Genomic DNA, 15563 nt, shown 5'->3' on the forward strand with positions numbered 1-15563 from the left:
TTGTTAACTAAAACTGTATTCTTTTAACAGAACCTTCTTAAACTACTATAATTTCCCTTATACCTTTGTCAAAGAAATTTAAGCAGGCAAAGCGTGTTCGCCATTAGTCTTAAGAAATAACAAGTATGAGAAGATGGATATTAATTTGTTGTCCTCTAATTATGATGTTTATTTTATCTGGTTTCGGTTTCAAGCCCTTTAAGGTTGAAGTACCGGAGTTGCTTAAAGTAAAAGAACCTACTTTAGTTTCGTTTCCTCAAGACGATTCTTTTTTATCGAATTATCAAATTGCTCCCCCCTTTCTTGGTAGTCAGTATATAGGCTTTAAAGAGGCATTGGCCTTTAAAGAGTCTCAAGGCAATTATTTTGCCATAAATAGCTATGGTTATTTAGGAAAATATCAATTTGGCCTAGGTACCCTAGAATTAGTTGGTGTTTACGACGGAAATCATTTTTTAAATGATCCAATTCTTCAAGAGAAAGTATTTAATGTAAATATCTCTCGAAACAAATGGATATTAAGAAAGGATATTAAACGATATGTAGGGGTGTACATGCGCGGAATAGAAATTACCGAATCAGGTATATTAGCAGCAGCACATCTTGCTGGTCCGGGTAACGTGAAATTATATTTACGCTCACAAGGCCGTATGGAAATTATGGATGGTTACGGTACTAGTATTTCCCACTACATGAATAAGTTCTCAGGATATGATATTTCTATGATTTTACCGAAACGCAATCCAAGAATTTAAAAGTTTAAGTAGATATGAATATAGGAATCCTTTGCAGTAAATTGCCAAGGATTTTTTATGCATGAATAATAAAAATTGCAGGCCTTTTATGAAGGTCGACATTTTCATTTTTCCAATTGATTGCAGTTTTGGTTTTAATATATTCTGTCGGTAAGGTAATATCTGCTGCAACACAAATTCGCGTACTTGGTGCTAAAGATTTTATAAGTTCCTCAAGCATTTTATTATTACGGTATGGAGTTTCAATGAATATTTGGGACTGATTGTCTTCCTTTGATTTTCGCTCTAAATTTTTGATGTATTTTTTACGCTCAGCACTATCAATAGGGAGGTAGCCGTTAAAGGCAAAATTTTGACCGTTCATTCCGCTAGCCATTAACGCTAATAAAATAGAGGAGGGGCCAACCAAAGGTATTACCTGAATATTCTTTTCATGAGCTATTTTAACAACGGCAGCACCAGGGTCAGCGATACCAGGACAACCAGCTTCCGAAAGTATGCCTACATCAAAACCTTCTAAACAAGCGTTTAAAAAGCTTGGTATTTCCTGTGGTTCAGTAAACTTGTTCAGTACAGATAGCTTTAAGGAAGGTTGAGATTTTCTTGGACTTATTTTCTTTATAAAATGACGAGCTGTTTTTTCATTTTCAACTATATAATGATCTAATCGTTCAATAGTTTGCTTGATTGATATAGGTAAAACCTCTAATGGAGCAATATCGCCTAATGTAGAAGGTATTAAATACAAATTTCCTGTTTTCCCGTTTTGTGCGCTCATTTATCTATTTTCTAATCTAGCTGCTATTAAAGAGCAGGCTTTATCAATCATTATAAAAACTTTTTCAAAACCATCATCAGAATCATGATAAGGATCGGGGACCTCCTCGTTGTTCAAATTAATTTCATTTAAAAGTAACTTCACCTTTTCAACATCCATCTTATTTCTTGCTAATCCTATAATATTATTATAATTGCTTTTGTCCATAGCATATATAACATCAAAAGAATCGAAATCTGAAACGGAGAACTTTCTGCAGCGTTGGGTGCTTATATCTATGCTGTGGTCGTTAGCCACTTTTATAGATCTTGGATCTGGAGCATTACCAACATGATACCCTGCAGTGCCAGCCGAATCTACAAATGTATATTTAGAATTGACTTTGTTTTTAAGAATACCCTCTGCCAATGGAGACCTACAGATATTACCTAGGCAAACCATCAACACATTCATGGGGCGTTGGGTATTAAGAAAATTTCTTGGTTAGGTCGTCGATATACTTACGAAACTGTTTATCAGTTTCTGCCAAATTATCGACTGTTTTACAAGCATGCAGAACTGTAGCGTGATCTCTTTTTCCAATTTGCGAACCTATACTGGCCAAAGATGCTTTGGTGAATTTTTTCGCAAAGAACATGGCTAATTGTCTTGCTTGAACAATGTGCCTTTTTCTAGTTTTGGACTGTAAAGTGGCAACATCCATTTCAAAATAGTCAGAAACCACTTTTTGTATATAATCAATAGAGACTTCCCTTTTAGTGTTTTTTACGAACTTCTCAACAACCTGTTGTGCCAGCTCGATAGTTACTTCTCTTTTGTTTAGGGTAGACTGGGCGATCAAAGAAATGATAGCACCTTCTAATTCTCTAATATTAGTTTTAATATGTTTTGCAACGTACTCGATAATATCTTCAGGTATTTCAACACCGTCTCTATAAAGCTTGTTCTTTAAAATTGATATTCTTGTTTCGTAATCAGGACTTTGCAATTCTGCAGATAGTCCCCATTTAAAACGAGACAAAAGCCGTTGTTCAATATCCTGCATGTCTACAGGAGCTTTATCTGAAGTAAGTATTACTTGTTTTCCATTTTGATGTAAATGGTTGAAAATATGGAAGAAAACGTCTTGAGTACCAGATTTTCCAGATAAAAACTGTACATCATCAATAATAAGCACATCTATTAACTGATAGAAATGAATGAAATCATTTCTAGTGTTCTTCTTTACAGATTCAATATACTGTTGTGTAAATTTCTCTGCAGATATGTAAAGTACAGTTCGTTCAGGATATTTATCCTTTATCTCCACACCAATGGCATGAGCTAAATGTGTTTTTCCTAAACCGACACCACCAAATACTAATAATGGATTAAATGAAGTTCCTCCAGGTTTGTTTGCGACCGCCATACCAGCAGAACGTGCCAAACGGTTTGAATCACCTTCTAAGAAATTATCAAAATTATAATTCGGATTTAGCTGTGACTCTATCTTTATATTCCTAATTCCTGGTATAACAAACGGGTTTCTTAATTCAGGATTTTTAGATTTGATTGGCACATCCATTTCTTGAGCGGCCATAGCGCCTCTATTAGAGCTAGGGATTTTTTCTGTAAAAGGCTCTTTATTTCCGTAGGTGTTTTCCATACGAATGATGTAGACCAGTTTTGCAGTTTCTCCTAATTCCTTAGTTAAGGCAACTTTTAAAAGTTTTACATAGTGCTCTTCTAGCCATTCATAGAAAAATTTACTTGGAACTTGTATGCTTAAAGCGTTTTCAGATAATTTGACTGGCTTAATAGGTTCAAACCAGGTTTTGAATGCCTGCGGTTGGATATTATCCTTAATAAACACCAAACAGTTTTTCCAGACGGAATTTGCAGTAACACTCATAATCAATTCTAAACTTTTAATGGTTAGCGTTTAGCTAAATTTAATCGAAAAACTTCAATTAGGTCTCTTATTCAACTTGGGCAAATATGTGAACAAATTATTTAAAAAAAAAATCGATTAGCATTGAATTTACCCTTTTTTTTTCTCATGTTCGCTTGCCGAAAGGTCAGCTTTTAAATATATACTTTTTACTTTTAATAAATGCGTACAAACGAAATTTCTTTTCGAATAAGATATAGTGAAACCGACCAAATGGGTGTAGTCTATCATGGTAATTATGCTCAATATCTAGAATTGGCAAGAGTCGAATGGCTAAGGTCGTTAGGAATTTCTTACAAAAGTATGGAGGAAGGTGGAATTATGCTTCCTGTAATAAGTTTATCAATCAATTATTTAAAGCCCGCTTTGTATGATGATTTAATAACTGTCAAGGTAATATTAACCAAAAAGCCTGCGGTTCGAATTGAGTTTGATTATGAGATTACTAATGAATCAGGGGAATTATTAGCAACTGCAAATACGGTTTTGGTCTTTATGGATATGAAAAGAAAAAGACCTACAAAATGTCCGAAAATTCTATTAGATAAATTAAACTATTAAAATAATTGCATAATTTATCATTATTCAATTAGTGTGATATCCAGTTTGTGATGCGCCTTTAAAAGTTTGAACATTTTCATGAATTCACTTTTCGGAATTGAAAGAATTATTTTGCATTTAAGATGTAATTCTTGTGAAATAACTTCAAGTTGATGTTTTTTAACCAAACGCATAACAATATCCATTTCTGAATATTCGAATGAAACACTTAAATGCTGTTGTAATACTTTTTTTATAATGGTGGCGTTTTCTAAAGCTAACTTCGCAGCTTCCTTATAAGCACTTATTAACCCACCAACACCTAATTTGGTTCCACCGAAAACTCGAACAACAGCAACTAGGGTATTGGTAACATCAAAAGATTGTAATTGACCATAAATGGGCATTCCGGCTGAATTATTTGGTTCTCCATCATCATTTGCACGGTACGATAAGCTTTCAATACCCATTTGCCAAGCGTAACAGACGTGGTTCGCTGTAGGATATTCTTTCTTTAAGCCTTCTATATATTCTTTTACTTCATCTTCATTGGTTACAGGAAAGCAATATCCATAAAACTTACTTTTTCGTTCCTTATATAATATAGGTTCCGATGGTTTTGAAATAGTTCGATACGTTCCCATTTTAGATAGTTTGTCAAGTTTTAAAGAAAATTCATTAATTGTTGACCAAATGCAACAAAAACAATACTCAATACAGCCATGCCAATACCAAACCAATTTTTAACCGTAAGCTGTTCTTTAAATAGGAGAATGCCTAGTAAAGTTGAAAACATAACTATAGCAACGTTATTAATGGTGAATACAGAAGCGCTGTTCCAAGTAGGGTTCTGTAACGCTTTTAATAAAAAGTAAATAGAAAAATAGTTGGGAACACCTAAACAGATACCTCCAATAACATTTTTTAAATTGACCTTAAAAGGTTGGTTTATTGATTTAAAGCCTATAAATAAAACACCAAAGATTCCGGCAGAAGCAAAAACACAAGCAGAGAATAAGGCATATTCTTTTTCTGGCATATGTACTTCTTGAAAATACTTAATACTGGTGTCTATAATTCCAGAACCTAAAAAAACCAATACCGGCAATACGAAGGCCCATTTCTCAACTTTTATTTTATGCTCTTTTAACGATGTAAGATACACAGCAAAAAGAGCCAAGATTATGCCTATAATTTCTAAAATACCAAGTGCCTCCTTATAAAAGAAAACTCCGAAGAGTACAGGTATAGTGAGAGACATTTTGGTTGCTACCGATGCTACAGATACTCCGAGCTTTTGAGAGGTTGCTGCCATTAGATTAAAAATCAGAATAAACAATAAACCTAGGGCAATACTACCCCAAAACCAGCTCTTCTGGGGTATTACTGTAAAATTAAAGGGTTCTTTGTTATATAAAAGTCCAACCGAACATGCGATAAAATAGTTCAGAATAATTGCGTAAATAGTTTGAACTTGGCATTTAGCAAACAGTTTGAAAATCACAAAGATTAGGCTAGAAAACAGTATGCTAAGAACTAAATACATCACCTATAAATGGTTTAAGGTTTCAATAACATCTTCCTTGCCAACTAGTAAATTCCAACATAGTATGCCTAATTCTGAAGCACTTACGGTATTTTCTTTAGTGTCATCAATGAATAAGGTTTCGTTTGCTATGAGTTTATTTTCAAGAAGAACAAACTCATAAATATTTGAATTTGGTTTACGCATCTTCATTTCTTGCGATAGATAAAATTGTTCAAAGCAATTTTTAAATCTTTTAAAACGTTCTAAGCCCATCGATATTTTAACTTTCTCTATGTGAAGGTCATTGGTATTACTCAGTAAAAACAATCGATACTTGTTTTCCTTTTTAAGTTGTTCAATGAAGGTTAGCCGTTCTTCTGGGAAATCTAAAATAATGGAGTTCCAAGCAGTTATAATTTGTTCTCTACTTGCATCACTGAAAATGGATTGTAAAACATTGATAAAATCAACAGACTTCATCAACCCCATTTCATAATTTTTAAAGATAGTGTCAAGTTCTGGCGTCATTTGTGTGAGTCCAAATTTTGACATTTCAATTAATGGTGCTTGCTTATCTAGGTTGATGAAAATATCACCAAAATCAAATATGATATTTTTAATCATGGTGTTAATATGGTTAGTTGGTCAGTTGAAATTTGTACCTGTTCTTTAATAACTCCTTTTATTTTAGGTGCTTTAATACCTTTTTTAAATATTGCTGCTCCTTTAAAAATTCGAGCTTCATCCCATAAATTACTTTCAATAAAGCTTTCTATGGTTTTACGCCCACCTTCGATTATTACACTTTGTATCTGTTCTTCGTTAAGCAATGAACATAATTGTTGGGGTAATGATGTTTCAAAATTTAGAACCTTGTAGGTAATATTATCTAGATATTGGCCAGCATCTTCAACTTCGGTACAGATAATTGTTTTTTGTTTTCCATCAAAAACATGAAACTCATTAGGTATTTTTAAGGTTCTATCTATAATAATTCGTGTGGGAGGTTTTCCTGTCCAATCTCTTAAGTTTAATTGAGGATTGTCGGCCAGCACAGTGTTCGTTCCAACCAAAATACCAGGTTCTTCGCTACGCCATTTATGCACTAATTGTCTAGACCTAGTATTGGTAATCCAATAAGGCTTTTTCTTTTCACCTCTAAGTGTGGGTTCGGGTGCTATAAATCCATCGGTTGTCTCTGCCCATTTTAAAATAATATAAGGGCGTTTTTTGGTGTAAAAAGTAAGGAATCGTTTGTGGTGTTCTTCACATTCTCTTTTAAGAATACCTACTTGAACGTTACAACCAGCTTGTTCTAGTTTTTTTATACCATTACCTGCAACTTTTTCATGTGGGTCTTTTAATCCTATTACAACCTTAGGTATGCCCATTTTTACAATTAAATCAGCACATGGTGGAGTTTTTCCAAAATGGGAGCAAGGCTCTAGGGTAACATATAGGGTTGCTGATTTTAACAATGTAATGTCCTTTACCGAATTAATGGCATTCACCTCAGCATGAGCGCCACCATAGGCACTAGTGTAGCCTTCTCCTATTATTTGGTCGTTATATACTATAACGGCACCCACCATCGGGTTAGGAGCTGTAGTTCCTAGTCCGTTTTTTGCAATTTGAATGCAACGCAGCATATATTTTTCATCCGTTGAAAAGGAATCTAATTTTATAGCTGCGGTTTTATGGGAATCAAGATTATTATTGGACATCAAACTTTACCTTTATACGCATATCACGTATCTTCACACCTCAAAAATAGCACTTTAAAACCTATTGCATTATTGATATGGAAAATGTAGTAATTCGTGAAATTAGAAAGGAAGATAATCCTCAAGTGGCATCAGTCATAAGAAAGGTGTTGGTAGATTTAGGAGTGCCGAAAGTGGGTACTGCCTATGCCGATACTGCCTTAGATCAAATGTTTGAACACTACGATAAGCCAAAGGCTGCGTACTTTGTTGTCGAAGAAAATGGAGTTATATTAGGCTGTGCAGGGATTGCTCAATTAGATAACTATGAGGGCAATATTTGTGAACTACAGAAAATGTATTTCCTTGAAGCTGCTAGAGGTAAAGGTATAGGGAACAAAATGATAAACACCTGTTTAGAACGTGCCAAAGAATACGGCTTCGAAGGATGTTACTTAGAAACGATGCCCTATATGGAAGCTGCGCAAAAACTGTATAAGAGAATGGGCTTCGAATATATAGATGCACCAATGGGTGATACAGGTCATTATTCTTGTCCGGTTTGGATGCTTAAAACATTATAACTGTGCTTTTAAGGGAAATTAAAAATATATTTCATTCAGAATTAGATGTACTTTATGGAAAGGAAGAAGTCTCAAGTTTTTTCTACCTATTAATTGAACACTATTTTGATTTAGAGCGCTTCGTATTAGCAATTCAACCAGAACTAGGTATAGATAAAAAACAAGAAACTATCATTTTTAATGCATTATCTGAATTAAAGCTAGAACATCCTATTCAACATATTATTGGGTCAAGTCATTTTATGGATATGGATTTTAAGGTTAATTCATACGTATTAATTCCGAGGCCTGAAACCGAAGAATTGGTGCGTTGGATTTTAGAAGACAAGGAGAAAACTGAACGGGCATTGTCCATTTTAGATATGGGCACAGGTAGCGGATGTATACCTATTTCTCTTTCAAAATACTTACCTAATTCAAATGTATTCGCATTAGATGTTTCTTTAGATGCAATTGAGGTTGCTCAGGAGAATAACATAACCCATAGAACAAAGGTTGAATTTTTTCAAGCGGATATACTTAATCTAAATCTTAAATATACTTATGATATAATTGTATCGAACCCGCCTTATGTAAGAGAATTAGAAAAGGCTGATATGCAAAAGAATGTCATTGACCATGAACCAGGTATTGCATTATTTGTGCCCGATGAAGATCCTTTAAAGTTTTATAGGGCAATTGTTAATTTCGCAGCTAAACATTTAAATGATAAAGGCAGTTTATATTTAGAAATCAATCAATACTTAGGTAAAGAAATGAAAGAGCTTCTTAAAAAGTATGAATTTCACACTATTGAATTGAAACAAGATATGTACGGTAATGACCGAATGCTTAAAGGAATAATAAGATGAAAAGTATAGTTGTTTTTTGTGGCAGCAGTGAAGGAGCCAATGCTGTTTATGCATCGAATGGTTATCAATTGGGAGCGACCTTTGCAATGAGGAATATTCAATTGGTTTACGGTGGAGCCAAAATTGGCATTATGGGTAAAGTAGCAGAAGGAACTTTAAATAATGGAGGCAAAGTAATTGGCGTAATTCCTGAATTTTTAAAACTAAAAGAGGTATTTCATGAGGGTTTAACTAAACTAATTGTTACCCAAAACATGCAAGAACGTAAATTGAAAATGCATGATTTATCTGATGGTATTATTATGTTGCCTGGTGGTTTTGGTACGCTTGAAGAATTTTTTGAAATGTTGACATGGTCACAATTGGGTTTGCACCAGTACCCGATAGGAATATTGAACACCAATGGTTTTTATGACCCCTTACTAACTATGATGAAACAAATGGTATTCGAAGGTTTTGTAAAAAATGACCACTTGAATACTATTCTAGTAGACACAAATATTGAAGATTTATTGGAGAAAATGGAGCAATACAATCCATTACCAACTCCAAAATGGATAAAAAAAGAGCAACTATAATGACTATGGAGGCGAGAATACAAGAACTAAGAAAAGAATTACGAGAGCATAATTACAATTACTATGTTTTGGATAATCCGACCATTTCCGATTTTGAGTTTGATATGAAACTTAAGGAGTTACAGGAGTTGGAAGCAAAGTATCCAGAGTTTTATGATCCTAGTTCACCTTCTTTACGTGTTGGCGGAATGATTACCAAGAATTTTGCAACGGTAGTACATGAGCATCGTATGTATTCCTTAGAAAATTCATATTCAAAAGAAGATATAGAAGATTGGGAAAAACGGATTCAGCGTAATTTGGGAGATGTTCCCGTTGCCTTTACGTGTGAATTAAAATATGACGGGGCCTCCATAAGTATAACGTATGAAAATGGTAAGTTGATGAAAGCAGTTACCCGAGGTGATGGTATTCAGGGAGATGACGTGACGAACAATATCAAAACGATTAAATCAGTACCGCTTCAATTGAAAGGTGATTATCCTCCAAAGTTTGATATACGAGGTGAAATAGTATTGCCAATTGATGGTTTTTTAAAGATGAATGAAGAACGAGTTAATAATGGTGAAGAGCCATATATGAACCCGAGAAATACAGCATCAGGTAGTTTAAAATTACAGGATAGCAGTTTGGTTGCACAACGACCTTTAGAGTGCTTGTTGTACGGTATCATTGGCAGAGATTTGGGGATTGACACCCAGTTTCAAATGTTAGAGAAAGCTCGGGAGTGGGGATTTAAAGTGCCTACCGTTGCCAAACTTTGTAAAACGACAGATGAAGTAATGGCATTCGTAGAAGAGTGGGATGTTAAACGTCATGAGTTACCTTACGAAACCGATGGGGTTGTTATTAAAGTAAATAGCCTGCAGTATCAAGAGGAGCTAGGGTATACCGCAAAATCTCCCCGTTGGGCCATGGCCTATAAATTTAAAGCGGAGCAGGTCTTTACCGTCTTAAACGAAATAACGTATCAAGTAGGGCGTACAGGAGCCATTACGCCTGTAGCGAACCTAGAACCGGTATTATTGGCTGGTACAACCGTAAAAAGGGCCTCATTACATAATGCGGATCAGATAGAGAAATTAGATATACGACTGGGAGATACTGTGATTGTTGAAAAGGGCGGTGAAATTATTCCTAAGATAATCTCAGTTGATTTATCTAAAAGACCAGTAGATTCAGTCCCCACAAAGTACATAACCCATTGTCCTGAGTGCGGAACAGAACTTACTAGAAATGAGGGTGATGCAAAGCATTATTGCCCTAATGAATATGGTTGCCCACCACAGATAACTGGTCGAATCCAGCATTTTATTTCGAGAAAGGCGATGGATATTGAAGGCTTAGGAGGTGAGACGGTAGAATTGCTTTATAAAGAAGGGCTTATTAAAGATTACGCTGATTTGTATCGATTGACCAAGGAAGATGTTTTACCGTTAGAACGTATGGCCGAAAAATCTGCCGAAAATTTGGTTAAAGGTATAGCCGAATCAGTAAATGTTCCGTTTGAAAGGGTTTTATTTGCTTTAGGTATTCGATTTGTAGGTGAAACTGTCGCTAAGAAATTAGCAAAGGCCTATAAGAATATAGATGCCTTAAAAGAAGCATCTTTAGAACATTTGACGGCAGTAGATGAAATTGGTGAGCGAATCGCACAGAGTGTAATCGACTTTTTTGCCAATGAAAAGAATATTGATGCAATAGAGAGATTACGAAGTTATGGTGTGCAATTAGAGCTTTCCGCAGATAAGTTAGAAAACCTGACCGATACCTTGGCAGGAAAAACTTTTGTAGTTTCTGGAGTTTTTGAAATATTGAGTAGAGATGAACTCAAAAAGAAAATAGAGGATAATGGGGGCAAGGTTGGCTCTTCTATATCTTCTAAGACAAGCTATTTAGTAGCAGGTGATAAGATGGGACCAAGTAAACGAACAAAAGCAGAAAACTTAGGAATACCCATTATCAGTGAACACGATTTTATAAATATGATAGCATAAATTATTATGGATGTTTTTACGATTATTTCAGTATTAGTATTTCTATCCGCCATTTTCGGTTATTTAAATGCTCGGTTTTTAAAACTTCCAAATAGTATTGGGCTTATGCTCATCACTATTGTATTTACATTGGTAATCTTTGGTATAGGTTATGTTGACGATACCCTTATAAATGCTGAGCGCTATATTATTGACCAAATAGATTTTAAATCTGTTTTGCTCGATATAATGTTGAGTTTTTTACTATTTGCAGGGGCGCTTCATACCAATTTTGAGCAATTAAAAGTGCAGCGTTGGCCTATTATGGTATTTTCTACCCTTGGTGTCTTGGTTTCCACTTTTTTGGTAGGTACCAGCATGTATTATTTATTGCAGCTAATGGGAATGGAAATCTCTTTTATTTACTGTCTTCTTTTTGGTTCACTAATATCACCCACAGACCCCATAGCGGTTTTGGGGATACTGAAAAAAGCTGGAGCTCCAAAACAGTTAGAAACTAAGATTGTAGGCGAATCGCTATTTAATGATGGAGTAGGGGTTGTCATATTCTTGACTATTTTTCAACTGGCTTCTGCTGGTGAAGCAACTGTGGAGCCTTTAGAAATTCTAGAACTTTTTGGAGTTGAGGTCATAGGCGGATTAGCACTTGGGTTGGCATTAGGCTGGGGTACTTATAAATTAATGAAGTCCATTGATGATTATGACATCGAGGTAATTATTACATTGGCAACTGTTATGGTAGGTACTTTAATTGCACAGAAATTTCACTTATCAGCCCCATTGGCAATGGTGGCTGCAGGTTTGGTCGTTGGTAATGATACGGTTCGAAATTCTGCAATGTCCGAAACTACCGAAACCTATGTTGATAAATTTTGGGAGTTGTTAGATATTTTACTGAATACTTTATTATTTGTACTTATAGGGATGGAAATGCTGGTACTCTCATTTAAGACGGAATATGTAATTGCCGGATTATTGGCTATTCCATTAGTTTTGATATGTCGATACCTGTCTTTGTTGCTTCCTATCAAATTCTTTGAGAAGAAACTTGATTTCGTACCAAGAACTAATTTGATAATGACCTGGGGCGGATTGCGTGGGGGTATCTCAATTGCCTTGGCATTAGGATTGTCAGATGATATGTTTAGAGATGTATTTTTGGTAATCACCTATATCGTGGTCGTATTCTCGATAATAGGACAAGGTTTAACTGTTGAGAAATTAATTAAACGTGTAGTTCAATGATGCCTAAATCCTATACAGAATTTGAAAATACTTTAATGTTGAACGAGCCCCCAAATCAATGGCCTAATGCCTTAAAATCTATGTGGCATGATGCGAAGGGAGATTGGGAATCTTCGCACAATATTGCCCAAGATATGCATAGTGAACTGGGTAGTTGGTTACATGCGTATTTACACCGAAAAGAAGGTGACCACTTTAATGCGGGCTATTGGTACCGGTTGGCAGATAAGTCTTTTTCGAATAAAACTTTAGAGGAAGAATTAGAGGAGATCGTAACTTATATAATAGAATCTGCTTAGAAAGACCTATTGGTTGCCATTGTTTTTTGCGACCATACCTACAAGTATTTTACTTCATTTCAAAGATGGGAATACTCTCCTTAGAATTAGATATGAGTAAAGCATAATCTAAAAAATCAAACGTTGACATTCCTTTTACGGCATCACCATTCGACTTTTCATCTTTCATAATTACCTCAATTAAATCTGGTTCTTTTATTAGGTAAGGCGAATTCATTTTATTTAATCTAAAGAGAGTTCTATCAGATAGCTTCGCGTCTTTTAAGTTTTGAATACCTCTAAAATATTCCTTATCATAATCTCCTATTCCAAAACCTTCTTCAACCGTGTACCCGGCATAATTCCCTTGGTGGTCATAAAGTTCGTCCCACACTACCTTACTATCTGTAAAATACCCTATGATAGATATAACCTTGTTCTTATCATAAATTTTGTTTTCAATTAATCGAGTAAAAAAATAGGGGTAGCCATCTTGTCCTTCTCTCGATTTTTCGATGTGTGAAAAGCCCATTCTTAAAAATTGAGGTTGGGCTTTAAAATTGTAGACAGAATCTAAAGAAAGGTAATTCTCATACATCACATTATCCCTATCTCTATATTCATTAGAAAAATCAAACGATATGTTTAAGTTGCTTATTATATGTTTGAAGTCAGTCTTTTTGATGATGTATTTTTCATAAAGACTTCTGTTGTTTTCATAGTCAGTTACAAAGCTCTTTAAAATTTTATAGGCGTAACTTAAATCGCCTAGGTCATAACTGGTCGTATCAATACTAACCATTTTGCGTATTGCTTTAATAGCTTTAGGTTCACTTTTCGATTCTTTTACTGTTTCTAAAATGTGCTTTGACACATACTTGTAATTGACCTGTATATCAATACCAACGACATTTATTTTCTCTTTTTTTGGAAGCTTATCATTTAGTTTTTTTAGATTTTTCCATTTTTCATAGACTTCAATCGTTCTTTCTTGTGGTACACGAATTCCATAAACGGTGACCAAATCTTTAAGTAAAATAGTGTCTCCTGTTTTTAAATATTGATTTAAGTAATGTGCGATACTATAATCTGTCTCTGGTAAATAGTATTTAATAGATTTGTTTTTGGTCAGAGAGGTTAGTAATTCAATTTCAACATCTTCAATTTTAGAACTTCCGTGGTAACCACCAAAACCTATAATTTTGAATTTTTTTTCAGGAAAATCAAATTTTGAAGAATTTAAATCGAATCGATTATTTTTTAAATATTCAAGTTTGTTTTGAGTGTAGCCGCTAAAACTAAAAAATGTAAATAATAGAATAAAGATATTTTTCATTTTATACGTTTACCTAAAGATTAAACATTTTTATAAATGTTACATACTTTATTACCGGTAACTAATAACCAATCTGGTTTCGTGAATATTAGCTGTGTGTAATTTTTTAGACCACTTATTTCTGTTTTATACTCAAAATGATTTTCACCTATTTCTATTATTTTCATTAGTAATGAATCTCGTTTAAGATGTTAAAATAAGAATTTAACGAATGATAAAAAGTATTTTCAATGAAATTAAATGGTAGTTGTATCTACGTTTTTTTACCGGAAGGGTTTTGTATATAAGTGTAGGTAAACCATATAGATTTCAATAAAAAACAACTTTACCAAGGTCCATTTTTGGAAATGCTATAAAAGGAATCACCTTTATAACGAAAGAGCCCCATGTACCCTCCTAACCATAAATTTCCTTGTCTATCTTCAAAAATGTCTTGTATTGCACCGCTGGTAAGACCATCTTTTTCATCAAAATTAGTTAGTGAATTACTATTATAACAATATATTCCGAAATTCTCGATAGGGAACCATATTTGACCAGCCTTATCTTCATACAAGCTCCAAACTTCAGTGCCACTTTCTCTTTCTTTTGTTGCCAGGCGAGTGAAGGTTTTTCCATTCCAAAAACAAACACCATTATAATGTGTGGCAAACCAAATATTACCAATCTTATCTTCTAAAATATCATTCACGGCATTATTACATAATCCATCTTTTTCTGATAAATTGGTTAATGATTTTCCATTATAAATATATGCTCCACCATTAGTGCCAAACCACATATTACCTTTTCGGTCTTGCATAATGCTATGTACAATTTTTGAGCTTGTTACTCCTCTATTGAAATCGGGTTTAGACTCTGGTAGTATAAATGGGGTGAATTTTTTACCATCGAAAAGACTAACACCTTGCAAAGTGCCAATCCATAGTAAACCCGCATTGTCTATCGTCATACTCCAAATATCATTATTTAAAAGACCATTTTTTTCAGTATAATTAGTGAAAGATTCCCCGTCATACTTTGTTAATCCGCTATTGGTGCCAAACCATAGATTTTCATTTTCATCTTGAATAATACCACGAACTGCAACACCGCCAAAACCGTCATTTATTGAGAAATACTCAAGCTTTTCTCCATTATATCGGGCAACACCATCTCCATTGGTTCCAAACCAAAGATGTCCATTTTTAGCTTGAAATATTCTTCGCACGAATTGACTTACTTGCAAAGCTGGGTCTGGAATGGAATCTATATAAGGAAATTGGTAGGTATAGTTTGAATTTGTAATAGCTGAATCAGAGGTTTCGCTTTTAATTTCTTTAAGATCTATAGCATTTTCTGAGGTCTTACTCTTTTTATTTTGACCACTACATGAAATAATAAAAATAAAGAGAAGCAAATAAATTCTAAAACTTATTTGAATTCCTTTTTTTGCTGTCGTTATTTTGGTGTTGTACATT

At 34.3% G+C, this 15563-nt stretch carries 17 protein-coding genes; 8 read left to right on the top strand and 9 right to left on the bottom strand.

What is annotated here, in order from left to right; all coding sequences use genetic code 11:
• The first annotated feature begins 125 nt into the window (after positions 1–125).
• On the top strand, positions 126–755 hold the full coding sequence (locus BMY56_RS02555) for a hypothetical protein (protein ID WP_091619429.1): 630 nt from the start codon (positions 126–128) through the stop codon (positions 753–755).
• Between the two features lie 55 nt (positions 756–810).
• On the opposite strand, the gene BMY56_RS02560 is transcribed toward BMY56_RS02555, so the two are convergent.
• From BMY56_RS02560 to dnaA, 3 genes are read right to left on the bottom strand one after another with little or no spacing between them, the layout of a single operon-like run.
• Positions 811–1533 carry an SAM-dependent methyltransferase gene (locus BMY56_RS02560; RefSeq protein WP_091619432.1) on the bottom strand — a complete coding sequence of 241 codons (723 nt, stop codon included), beginning with the start codon at positions 1531–1533 and terminating at the stop codon, positions 811–813.
• On the bottom strand, positions 1534–1986 hold the full coding sequence (locus BMY56_RS02565) for a low molecular weight protein-tyrosine-phosphatase (protein WP_091619435.1): 453 nt from the start codon (positions 1984–1986) through the stop codon (positions 1534–1536).
• A gap of 13 nt (positions 1987–1999) precedes the next feature.
• Positions 2000–3424 (bottom strand): chromosomal replication initiator protein DnaA, encoded by a 1425-nt coding sequence (gene dnaA / locus BMY56_RS02570; protein ID WP_068484623.1) that lies wholly within the window; start codon positions 3422–3424, stop codon positions 2000–2002.
• Positions 3425–3625: 201 nt separating this feature from the next.
• On the opposite strand from dnaA, the gene BMY56_RS02575 reads away from it, so the two are divergent.
• Complete coding sequence (locus tag BMY56_RS02575) at positions 3626–4024, top strand: acyl-CoA thioesterase (RefSeq protein WP_091619437.1); 399 nt, start codon at positions 3626–3628, stop codon at positions 4022–4024.
• A 20-nt stretch (positions 4025–4044) separates the two neighbouring features.
• Here BMY56_RS02575 and BMY56_RS02580 read toward each other — a convergent pair whose 3' ends face one another.
• Genes BMY56_RS02580 through ribD form a run of 4 tightly spaced genes read right to left on the bottom strand, consistent with a single transcriptional unit; the run spans position 4045 to position 7255 of the window.
• Positions 4045–4647 carry an IMPACT family protein gene (locus BMY56_RS02580; protein WP_091619440.1) on the bottom strand — a complete coding sequence of 201 codons (603 nt, stop codon included), beginning with the start codon at positions 4645–4647 and terminating at the stop codon, positions 4045–4047.
• Positions 4648–4667: 20 nt separating this feature from the next.
• Complete coding sequence (locus BMY56_RS02585) at positions 4668–5549, bottom strand: EamA family transporter (RefSeq protein ID WP_317040587.1); 882 nt, start codon at positions 5547–5549, stop codon at positions 4668–4670.
• A 3-nt stretch (positions 5550–5552) separates the two neighbouring features.
• Entirely contained in the window at positions 5553–6155 is a 603-nt protein-coding gene (locus BMY56_RS02590; RefSeq protein ID WP_091619444.1) for an HAD hydrolase-like protein, read from the bottom strand.
• Complete coding sequence (ribD, locus tag BMY56_RS02595) at positions 6152–7255, bottom strand: bifunctional diaminohydroxyphosphoribosylaminopyrimidine deaminase/5-amino-6-(5-phosphoribosylamino)uracil reductase RibD (RefSeq protein ID WP_262493766.1); 1104 nt, start codon at positions 7253–7255, stop codon at positions 6152–6154. The genes BMY56_RS02590 and ribD overlap by 4 nt, the downstream gene beginning before the upstream one ends.
• Positions 7256–7332: 77 nt before the next feature.
• On the opposite strand from ribD, the gene BMY56_RS02600 reads away from it, so the two are divergent.
• The 6 genes from BMY56_RS02600 to BMY56_RS02625 are packed head-to-tail and all read left to right on the top strand — an operon-like array spanning position 7333 to position 12788.
• Positions 7333–7818, top strand: a complete 486-nt coding sequence (locus BMY56_RS02600) for a GNAT family N-acetyltransferase (RefSeq protein ID WP_091619448.1) — start codon at positions 7333–7335, stop codon at positions 7816–7818.
• Positions 7819–7820: 2 nt separating this feature from the next.
• Positions 7821–8669, top strand: coding sequence for a peptide chain release factor N(5)-glutamine methyltransferase (gene prmC / locus BMY56_RS02605; RefSeq protein ID WP_091619450.1), 849 nt, complete (start codon positions 7821–7823; stop codon positions 8667–8669).
• Positions 8666–9247, top strand: coding sequence for an LOG family protein (locus tag BMY56_RS02610; RefSeq protein ID WP_091619453.1), 582 nt, complete (start codon positions 8666–8668; stop codon positions 9245–9247). The genes prmC and BMY56_RS02610 overlap by 4 nt, the downstream gene beginning before the upstream one ends.
• Positions 9223–11244 carry an NAD-dependent DNA ligase LigA gene (ligA, locus tag BMY56_RS02615; RefSeq protein WP_394332490.1) on the top strand — a complete coding sequence of 674 codons (2022 nt, stop codon included), beginning with the start codon at positions 9223–9225 and terminating at the stop codon, positions 11242–11244. The genes BMY56_RS02610 and ligA overlap by 25 nt, the downstream gene beginning before the upstream one ends.
• A 6-nt stretch (positions 11245–11250) precedes the next feature.
• Positions 11251–12489 (top strand): cation:proton antiporter, encoded by a 1239-nt coding sequence (locus tag BMY56_RS02620; RefSeq protein WP_091619455.1) that lies wholly within the window; start codon positions 11251–11253, stop codon positions 12487–12489.
• A complete protein-coding gene (locus tag BMY56_RS02625) occupies positions 12486–12788 on the top strand; it encodes a hypothetical protein (RefSeq protein ID WP_091619458.1) in 303 nt (100 codons plus the stop codon). The genes BMY56_RS02620 and BMY56_RS02625 overlap by 4 nt, the downstream gene beginning before the upstream one ends.
• Before the next feature lie 49 nt (positions 12789–12837).
• Here BMY56_RS02625 and BMY56_RS02630 read toward each other — a convergent pair whose 3' ends face one another.
• A complete protein-coding gene (locus tag BMY56_RS02630; protein WP_091619461.1) occupies positions 12838–14103 on the bottom strand; it encodes a TraB/GumN family protein in 1266 nt (421 codons plus the stop codon).
• Positions 14104–14428: 325 nt separating this feature from the next.
• Positions 14429–15562, bottom strand: coding sequence for a ligand-binding sensor domain-containing protein (locus BMY56_RS02635; RefSeq protein ID WP_091619463.1), 1134 nt, complete (start codon positions 15560–15562; stop codon positions 14429–14431).
• Between the last annotated feature and the right edge of the window lies 1 nt (position 15563).

It is taken from the genome of Maribacter orientalis (assembly GCF_900109345.1).
GTDB lineage: Bacteria > Bacteroidota > Bacteroidia > Flavobacteriales > Flavobacteriaceae > Maribacter > Maribacter orientalis.

What these genes read in the sequence shown, in the direction of transcription:
- BMY56_RS02555 (WP_091619429.1), top strand. Translation starts at nt 126, where the DNA reads ATGAGAAGATGGATATTAATTTGTTGTCCTCTAATTATGATGTTTATT.
- BMY56_RS02560 (WP_091619432.1), bottom strand. Translation starts at nt 1,533, where the DNA reads ATGAGCGCACAAAACGGGAAAACAGGAAATTTGTATTTAATACCTTCT.
- BMY56_RS02565 (WP_091619435.1), bottom strand. Translation starts at nt 1,986, where the DNA reads ATGAATGTGTTGATGGTTTGCCTAGGTAATATCTGTAGGTCTCCATTG.
- dnaA (WP_068484623.1), bottom strand. Translation starts at nt 3,424, where the DNA reads ATGAGTGTTACTGCAAATTCCGTCTGGAAAAACTGTTTGGTGTTTATT.
- BMY56_RS02575 (WP_091619437.1), top strand. Translation starts at nt 3,626, where the DNA reads ATGCGTACAAACGAAATTTCTTTTCGAATAAGATATAGTGAAACCGAC.
- BMY56_RS02580 (WP_091619440.1), bottom strand. Translation starts at nt 4,647, where the DNA reads ATGGGAACGTATCGAACTATTTCAAAACCATCGGAACCTATATTATAT.
- BMY56_RS02585 (WP_317040587.1), bottom strand. Translation starts at nt 5,549, where the DNA reads ATGTATTTAGTTCTTAGCATACTGTTTTCTAGCCTAATCTTTGTGATT.
- BMY56_RS02590 (WP_091619444.1), bottom strand. Translation starts at nt 6,155, where the DNA reads ATGATTAAAAATATCATATTTGATTTTGGTGATATTTTCATCAACCTA.
- ribD (WP_262493766.1), bottom strand. Translation starts at nt 7,255, where the DNA reads ATGTCCAATAATAATCTTGATTCCCATAAAACCGCAGCTATAAAATTA.
- BMY56_RS02600 (WP_091619448.1), top strand. Translation starts at nt 7,333, where the DNA reads ATGGAAAATGTAGTAATTCGTGAAATTAGAAAGGAAGATAATCCTCAA.
- BMY56_RS02610 (WP_091619453.1), top strand. Translation starts at nt 8,666, where the DNA reads ATGAAAAGTATAGTTGTTTTTTGTGGCAGCAGTGAAGGAGCCAATGCT.
- ligA (WP_394332490.1), top strand. Translation starts at nt 9,223, where the DNA reads ATGGATAAAAAAAGAGCAACTATAATGACTATGGAGGCGAGAATACAA.
- BMY56_RS02620 (WP_091619455.1), top strand. Translation starts at nt 11,251, where the DNA reads ATGGATGTTTTTACGATTATTTCAGTATTAGTATTTCTATCCGCCATT.
- BMY56_RS02625 (WP_091619458.1), top strand. Translation starts at nt 12,486, where the DNA reads ATGATGCCTAAATCCTATACAGAATTTGAAAATACTTTAATGTTGAAC.
- BMY56_RS02630 (WP_091619461.1), bottom strand. Translation starts at nt 14,103, where the DNA reads ATGAAAAATATCTTTATTCTATTATTTACATTTTTTAGTTTTAGCGGC.
- BMY56_RS02635 (WP_091619463.1), bottom strand. Translation starts at nt 15,562, where the DNA reads ATGTACAACACCAAAATAACGACAGCAAAAAAAGGAATTCAAATAAGT.